The organism is Enterococcus sp. RTP21361st1_A6_RTP21361_211029, assembly GCF_040910045.1.
GTDB classification, from domain to species: Bacteria; Bacillota; Bacilli; order Lactobacillales; family Enterococcaceae; genus Enterococcus_D; species Enterococcus_D gallinarum.
This window is the reverse complement of record NZ_JBDGBK010000189.1, coordinates 1-1,763: the sequence shown is the minus strand read 5'-3', so window position 1 is coordinate 1,763 and position 1,763 is coordinate 1. Positions and strand designations below refer to the sequence as shown.

Annotated in this window: 1 protein-coding gene and 1 pseudogene; both read right to left on the bottom strand. The window is 53.5% G+C overall.

Features of this window, described 5'->3' with window-relative positions:
• Positions 1-520: pseudogene (locus AB5Z52_RS16880) on the bottom strand (hypothetical protein); the annotation flags it as partial.
• A 317-nt stretch (positions 521-837) separates the two neighbouring features.
• On the bottom strand, positions 838-1,763 hold a 926-nt coding region (locus tag AB5Z52_RS16875; RefSeq protein ID WP_368267124.1), incomplete at its 5' end, for a hypothetical protein.

The following is a 1,763-nucleotide window of genomic DNA, read 5'->3' as shown; positions in this document are numbered from 1 at the left end:
GCTTGTCAAGCCAAGCCTTGTTGATCAGCATATGCTGGCCCGTACCGGAATAAGATTTTCCGCGCGCGGTGGCTATTGCATAGACTCTACCCTTGGAATCAGTTGAGAATTTCTTAGCTTCCGGCTTCTCCTTAAAGAATGCCTTGATATTTGGCAACTTGTCGAGACTCTTGCCTAGATCCTCAAACATTCCTGAATACTGGTAGGCGTCAAGGGAATTAAATCCGTTAAGGTTCACGTCCGCGATATCCCCAGAGGCCAAGGTGGCGTTCTTCTGCTGTGACCAAGCTTCTCGAGTCACTTCCTGCCACTCGATCTTGCAATCGCAGTCGGCCTCCAAGTCCTTGGCCCACTGCATGTTGGCCATCTTTTCCTGATTGGCGTTCTTCTTGACCAGAACCGTCACAATTGGCTTGCCGTCGGCGGTCGTGGTCGGCTTCTTGCTGCCACACGCAGACAGCGAACCCAGCAAGGCCACGGCGCATACCGCAGCACCCACCTTCATCGCGACATTCCTCATTGTCTCTCCTTTGAGTCGATGATGACTTCGGTTGCATCCATCACACCTATGAGATGGACGCAAACATGATAAGTATGGGAGCCAGCACTGTCAACAGCCTTAACATATTTGCATCAGGTCCGCTCGCACCGCCGCTCCCGCCAACCCGACGGGCTAGCCTGACCTGTGGCAAACTCGGCCTCAACACCGCATCCGCCCCGCATGAACGAACCGCACCCGATCGTTGATCCGAATTCCTCCGGTCCAACAACTCGGGTGCGGTTCATGTCTCGGAGTCGCAAGCACTGCTCTGCAACAGGTTCGCGCTCACGACACCGTCACTTTACGCAAAGGTCGTACCACTTCTGCCAGATCTTCACGTTCTCCTGTAGACCAAGGCTGTCGAGCTGCTTGCAATACGCATCCCACTCCTCATCAATACCACCTTTGGACATCCAAGTGGCAGTCTTCTGCATGACGGTATTGAAAATCTCAGCATTGCTTGTATTCAACTTTGCTGCATCAGCCGAATCCATATTGACGTAGTCGGGAATATAGTCCTTGACGGGATCGAAGTGGCTGCGCTGCTCCTCGTACACCTTGTTCACTTCAATCAGCTCATCGGCGTGAGTATCGCCTTTAATGATGACTTCATTGGGAATCCAACCCACCAGCAATTCCGACAAACCAGGGTAAAGATTATCCTTAGTCAGCTTGTCTAACTTGGCGCTGTCCACAGTATACTTATGCTCACCGGTCTTAGTCAAAGTCTGACCAAACGATCCGAGGAACTGCTGCACGGAATACTTCTCGGAGTAGAGCAGGTTGGCCAGCTTCAGCGCAGCGTCCTTGTTCGCGGCATGCGCGGAAATGGTCAGCCCAGCAGGAGCCAATTCGCTAGAGGAACCATCCCACACGGTCTCATCCGGGGAAACGCCCGGAGCAGAAGGTGCCGGCATAGCGATGTACTGGTCCTTAAGCTTGCCGAAATTGTCAGTCGGAGACCAACCGAACACCACGCCGGTTTTCGCGATCTGGCCGTCACTAATCTGGTTCGCGTTGTAGGCGTCATCGTCCTTGGTGGCCCAGTCCGCTGGAATCAGCCCCTCGGAGATGAGTTTGTGGTAGTACTTGACGACCTGCTTGTATTCGTCGGAGGTCAGGAAGCTCTTGACCACGCCGTTCTTGACATAATAACCAGAAGTGGATACGCCTTTGTTGAAGCCGGTCGGGATGCCGGTGGAATTGAGCAGCAGCATCGGGC